General features: G+C 65.7%; 5 protein-coding genes. 3 read left to right on the forward strand and 2 right to left on the reverse strand.

Annotated elements, in window-relative coordinates:
* Together V7Q81_RS14280 and V7Q81_RS14285 are read left to right on the forward strand one after the other, a co-directional pair.
* The coding region (locus tag V7Q81_RS14280) for a C40 family peptidase (protein ID WP_333844577.1) at positions 1 to 550 on the forward strand (550 nt) is incomplete at its 5' end.
* 135 nt (positions 551 to 685) lie between these two features.
* Positions 686 to 1,444, forward strand: coding sequence for an SDR family oxidoreductase (locus tag V7Q81_RS14285; protein ID WP_333844578.1), 759 nt, complete (start codon positions 686 to 688; stop codon positions 1,442 to 1,444).
* A 228-nt stretch (positions 1,445 to 1,672) separates the two neighbouring features.
* Here the strand turns inward: V7Q81_RS14285 and ettA are convergent, their stop codons facing one another.
* Complete coding sequence (gene ettA / locus V7Q81_RS14290) at positions 1,673 to 3,346, reverse strand: energy-dependent translational throttle protein EttA (protein ID WP_333844580.1); 1,674 nt, start codon at positions 3,344 to 3,346, stop codon at positions 1,673 to 1,675.
* Positions 3,347 to 3,669: 323 nt separating this feature from the next.
* Here ettA and V7Q81_RS16135 point away from each other — a divergent pair, with 323 nt between their 5' ends.
* Entirely contained in the window at positions 3,670 to 4,014 is a 345-nt protein-coding gene (locus V7Q81_RS16135; protein WP_442954848.1) for a DUF2917 domain-containing protein, read from the forward strand.
* Between the two features lie 599 nt (positions 4,015 to 4,613).
* Here the strand turns inward: V7Q81_RS16135 and V7Q81_RS14295 are convergent.
* On the reverse strand, positions 4,614 to 4,844 hold the full coding sequence (locus tag V7Q81_RS14295; protein ID WP_442954849.1) for a hypothetical protein: 231 nt from the start codon (positions 4,842 to 4,844) through the stop codon (positions 4,614 to 4,616).
* Positions 4,845 to 5,429 lie beyond the last annotated feature (585 nt).

Consider the following 5,429-nt stretch of genomic DNA (forward strand, 5'->3'; position numbering starts at 1 on the left):
GAGTGGCTGCGCCAGTGCGCCCCTGCCCCGGCCGCCGATGGTGCCCCCCGTCGCCCCCTTTCCTACGGAAGAGGCAAACCCCACGCCTTCCGGACCGACGGGCCAGGCCCAGGAAACCAACGGCGCCGTTGCGGCGATGATCGAGCGGGCCGGAGAAATTTCTGTGGAAGCCGAAGCGGCCGCCCACCATGCCATGAGAGTTGTCCGCCATGCCCTGGCCATGGTGGGTCGGCCGTACCGGGCGGGGGGCGCCGGACCGGACGGATTCGACTGCAGCGGGCTCGTCCACTACAGCTTTCTGCGCGCCGGTCGATCCGTACCCCGAGAGACCCGATCCCTTCTTCAGGCAGGCCAGCCGGTCGGAACGGAGGCGCTCGCCCCAGGCGACCTGATTTTCTTCGACCAGGAGGGTAGAAGGGCCTCCCACGTGGGTATTTACCTGGGCGGGGGCCGCTTCGTGCATGCCCCCTCCACCGGCGGCCGAGTACGGGTAGACCGCCTGGACGCCCCTTACTGGCGCGCGAGCTTGCGCGAAGCCCGGCGGCTCTGACGGGCTCGAACACCCTTTTTCGATGCCGCAGGAAAGACGACGTCTCCTCCAGGCGGATGCCCTGGGTTACCATAAAACGCCCGCCGGACCGCGGGCGGATTCGCCCCTTTCAGGTTCAGCTTTGGAGTATTGACCATGAGCGCTCTGCCTAAAGCGGCAGTGGTGACCGGCGCCGGCACCGGTATCGGGAAAGCGGTAACTCTCGCGCTGCTCCAGGAGGGCTACCGGGTCGCTTTGGCGGGACGCCGGCGGCAACCCCTCGAGGAGGTCGTCGCCGAAGCCGGCGCCGCCGCCTCTCGGGCCCTGGTCGTGCCCACTGATGTGAGCGATCCGGCCTCGGTGCGCCACCTATTCGCCCGGGTTCGGGAGGTTTTCGGGCGGCTGGACCTGCTGTTCAACAACGCCGGGGTCTTCGTGCCGGGGGCTTCGCTGGAGGACATCCCCTTCGAGCACTGGAAAGCTTCGGTAGACGTCAACCTGACCGGAGCCTTCCTCTGCACCCAGGAAGCGTTCAACCTCATGAAAAATCAGACGCCGCGGGGCGGCCGCATCATCAACAACGGCTCCATCTCAGCCCACGCCCCCCGGCCCCACTCGGCTGCCTACACCGCCACTAAGCACGCCATCACGGGGCTGACCAAATCCACCTCCCTGGACGGGCGCAAATACGACATCGCCTGCGGCCAGATCGACATCGGCAACGCCGCCACCGACATGGCCGCCAAGTTCGCCCAGGGCGCGTTGCAGGCGGACGGCTCGGTTAAGCCCGAGCCCCTCCTGGACCTCGCCCACGTGGCAAACGCCGTGCTCTACATGGCCAGCTTGCCGCTCTCCGCCAACGTGCAGTTCATGACCCTTATGGCCACCAAGATGCCTTTCATCGGCAGGGGCTAGCGCGAACTACCCGGCAATGGCGGGGAGCCTGGCTAGAGAGGCCCTCGCGCAGCGGTCGAAGCCCCCTGGTGCCGCCCGCGGACGGCAAGGGGCTTGTCTGTGGCGGAACCCCCGTGTCAGGCGCCGGGATCCACCACGCTTTCGCCCTTCCCACAGCAAGGCGCCGATCCGATGAGGCTTCGCCCCACTCGGGGGACTCATTCTGAAACTCCCGGGCGAGACCGGGCACTAGGCCATCAGCGGCTTGTACCTGATCCGATGTGGCCGATCGGCCTCCTCCCCTAGCCGCCGGCGCCGGTCTTCCAAATAGTCGGCGTAGTTGCCCTCGAACCACACCACCCGGCTCTCCCCTTCGAAAGCGAGGATGTGGGTGGCGATCCGGTCCAGGAACCAGCGGTCGTGGGAAATCACCACTGCGCACCCTGGGAAATCGAGCAACGCCTGCTCCAGAGCGCGCAAGGTCTCCACGTCCAGATCGTTGGTGGGCTCGTCCAAGAGCAACACGTTACCGCCGCTCTTGAGCAGCTTGGCGAGATGCAGCCGGTTGCGCTCACCGCCCGAGAGCTCTCCCACCCGCTTTTGCTGATCCGCGCCCCTGAAGTTGAACCGCCCCAGGTAGGCCCTGCTCGGGATCTGGTATCCGCCCACCTGGACCATGTCCAGCCCTCCCGAGACCTCCTCCCACACGGTCTTGCTCGGGTCCAAGGCTTCCCGGGACTGGTCCACGTAGGCGAGTTTGACCGTGTCGCCGATGCGCAGCGTCCCTCCGTCGGGCCGCTCCTCTCCCACTAGGATGCGAAAAAGCGTGGTTTTGCCCGCCCCGTTCGGGCCGATCACCCCCACGATGCCGCCCGGCGGGAGGCGAAAGCTCAGCGCCTCGAACAGGAGCCGATCGCCGTAGGATTTCTTCAAGCCTTGCGCCTCGATCACCAAATCGCCCAGCCGGGGCCCCGGTGGGATATAGATTTCATTGGTTTCGTTGCGCTTCTGGTATTCCTGGGACTGAAGCTCGTGAAAGCGGGCGAGCCGCGCCTTGCTCTTGGCGTGGCGTCCCTTGGGGCTCGAACGCACCCATTCCAGCTCTGCCTGCATGGCCTTAATCCGCGCCGCCTCCTGGCGAGCCTCGAGTTCTAGACGCTTCTCTTTCTGCTCGAGCCATGATGAATAGTTACCCTGCCACGGGATGCCCTGACCCCGGTCGAGCTCCAGGATCCATCCGGCCACGTTGTCCAGGAAGTAGCGGTCGTGGGTCACCGCCACCACCGTACCCGGGTAGCGCTCCAGGTACTGCTCCAGCCATTGCACGGAAAGCGCATCCAGATGGTTGGTGGGCTCGTCAAGCAGGAGCATGTCCGGTTGGGACAGGAGGAGCCGGCACAGAGCGACTCGGCGCTTTTCCCCTCCGGAGAGGGTAGTCACGTCTGCGTCCCAGGGGGGCAGGCGCAGGGCATCGGCGGCGATTTCCAGGCGCCGCTCCACCTCCCAGCCTTGGGCCGCGTCGATTCTGTTCTGCAGCTCCCCCTGCTCTTCCAGCAGCTGGGCCATTTCCTCCTCGTCGAGGGGCTCGGCGAAGCGCTCCGAAATGGCGTTGAAGCGATGGATCAGGGCGAGAATGTCCGCCACGCCTTCTTCCACATTGCCGCGCACGTCCTTGGACGGATCCAGCGTGGGCTCCTGGGGCAGGAAGCCGATCTTGATGCCCGGCATGGGGATCGCTTCCCCCTCGTACTCCCGGTCCACGCCCGCCATAATCCTGAGCAGGGTGGACTTGCCCGAGCCGTTCAGGCCCAGGACGCCGATCTTGGCGCCGGGCAGGAAGGAGAGGGAAATGTCCTTGAGGATCATGCGTTGGGGGGGAACCACCTTGCTCACCCGCAGCATGGTATAGACATACTGAGCCATGGGATGTACCGTTCGCTACCGGTCGCTCGGGAAAGGGAAATTATAAAGGGCGTTCATCCTGCGGCGCGGTAGAGACTGCCCTATATCGGCTGCGCCGCCTTCCGCCATCCCAGGATCCGGGCGCGGAACGGTGCGGCTACAAGCCCAACGGTCGTGGCCGAACGGGCGGCCCGATAAGCCGAACGCATTTCTTCTCTCGTCCGTCGGCAGACTGCGGCAGGGACACACGTCCGGCCAATCCGCTTCTTCGATCGCTGAAAAACCTTCACTCGCGAGATCTCGAAGGCCTTCTAGAATGAGCCTGTCGATTGCGCGACCAGCCCATGCTCCGTCCTATTCATGTCGCTTTTCGACCCGCGGGCTGCCGTCTCGCGGATCGCCTGCGTCGCTGGCTGCCGGGGCTCTTTCCCCTTTTCGGGACTCGGGATGTTCATTGCGTCCCTGCGGTTGCGATCCCCTTCGACCACCGGGTGGTGCATCTCGCCAAAGGGCAGCTTCTCGCAATCCGGGATGGAAGCGGCTGCATCGTCCGATGCTCGTCCGTAGAGCTGTGGATCACCCTGGACGCTTCGAGTCAGGATCTCGTGGTGCGCGCGCCCGAGGGCTTCGTCCTGGATCGGCCAGGACTCCCCCTGGTCGACATGGACGCGACGAGGGGGTCGCCCTGACGGCAAGAGCGTCCCGTAAGCGATCGCCGTGGCCCAGGCAGAGGCGCGGCCTATCCCATGCTCGGTGGTTGCGGCGCGGGCGGCCCCATCCCCTTCCCCGAAAGCGATCCACCGCTCCTGCTGGACTGGACGCCCCCTTCAGCGGATCAGTTTTTTCGTAGAACTGCCGCAGCCGCTGTCCCATCGCCTTCCCCGAGGCCATCCGACTGTAGCCGCTGACTGCCCCGATGCGGAGCTGATCGTCGAGGCCACGCCCGATCATCTCCAGCACCGTGGTCTTGGCCGAGCGCAGCGCCTCCTGGTCGTTGCGCAGGATGCTCTGAGCGACGGCGAACGCCTGGTCCATGAGCGCCTCGTGGGGGACGCCCCGAGAGACGAGCCCGACCGCAGGGCGCAGCTTGCGTCCACCGGCTCCGCGGTGAACACCATCTCCATGGCGAAGCCCGCGCCGCAGAGGTTGACCAGCCGCGCAATGCCGCCGTCTCCATGATGGAATCCCCGGCGGGCGGGCTTCGAAAGAGCCGAATATGGCGCCCTCTGAGGCAATGCGGATGTTCGCTGCCAGCGCCAGCGCGAGCCCGGCGGCAACGGCCACCCGTTCACCGCCGCGACGATGGACTGCGCAGCCAATGCATGCCGCAGGTGATGCCACCCAGGCCCATGGGAACGAGGTCGAGCGCCTGCGGCATGTGCGCCCCCACGTACTCGGGAGCGAAGGTCTTAAAGTCCATGCCGGCGCAGAACGCCTCTCCGCTACCTGTGATCACCGCCACGTCCAACTCCCCGCTTTCGCCGAACTCGCGCCATAGCTCGACCAAGCGACGGTGCATCCGCCGCTCGATGGCGTTTCTCGCCTCGGGACGGCTGAGTGTCACGCACCGGCACCAGGACGCGCCCATGTCATTCGACCGGCACCGTGCTCGTGCGCCTTCCTCCTAACAGGAAAAAACTTTGTAGACCAGATCGTCGTGGGGAGCGCCGCCGATCACTGGGTCATCGCACCCTCTCGAGTGAGCGGCGCACAGCCGATGCCGCCGCTGTCCAGGCTCGAGGGCATTTCCACCGTGAAGACCCCTAGGCATTGCGCGACCCCCGCCATTTCCCTTGGACAGAGGCGAATGCGCACCACCCGATCGCTCAATGCGCGCGGCGTAGATGAGCGTTCCTTCTTCCACGGGTGTTTTCCCTCCCGCGTCCGCGCCGGAGGGAGAGGAACGCAGCACCGGTAATCGAAAGCGGCCGCCTGGTTCCGCTGTCGGTCAATGCCCAGGAGGCTTATCACATCGTGTACGTGAGATCTGCCCGGGATCAGCCGGAGGTCGACGCGTTCGTGCAGTGGCTACTTTCCGAGGCCGAGTCTTTTGGAAACGGGGCGAATGGCTGAGGTCCTATGCCCCTTTGAGAGCCTCCTGGAC

Source organism: Pelomicrobium sp., from assembly GCF_036803785.1.
Lineage (GTDB): Bacteria > Pseudomonadota > Gammaproteobacteria > Burkholderiales > UBA6910 > Pelomicrobium.

Coding starts and splice junctions, on each gene's coding strand:
- V7Q81_RS14295 (WP_442954849.1), bottom strand. CDS start 4,844: ATGCACCGTCGCTTGGTCGAGCTATGGCGCGAGTTCGGCGAAAGCGGG.
- V7Q81_RS14285 (WP_333844578.1), top strand. CDS start 686: ATGAGCGCTCTGCCTAAAGCGGCAGTGGTGACCGGCGCCGGCACCGGT.
- ettA (WP_333844580.1), bottom strand. CDS start 3,346: ATGGCTCAGTATGTCTATACCATGCTGCGGGTGAGCAAGGTGGTTCCC.
- V7Q81_RS16135 (WP_442954848.1), top strand. CDS start 3,670: ATGCTCCGTCCTATTCATGTCGCTTTTCGACCCGCGGGCTGCCGTCTC.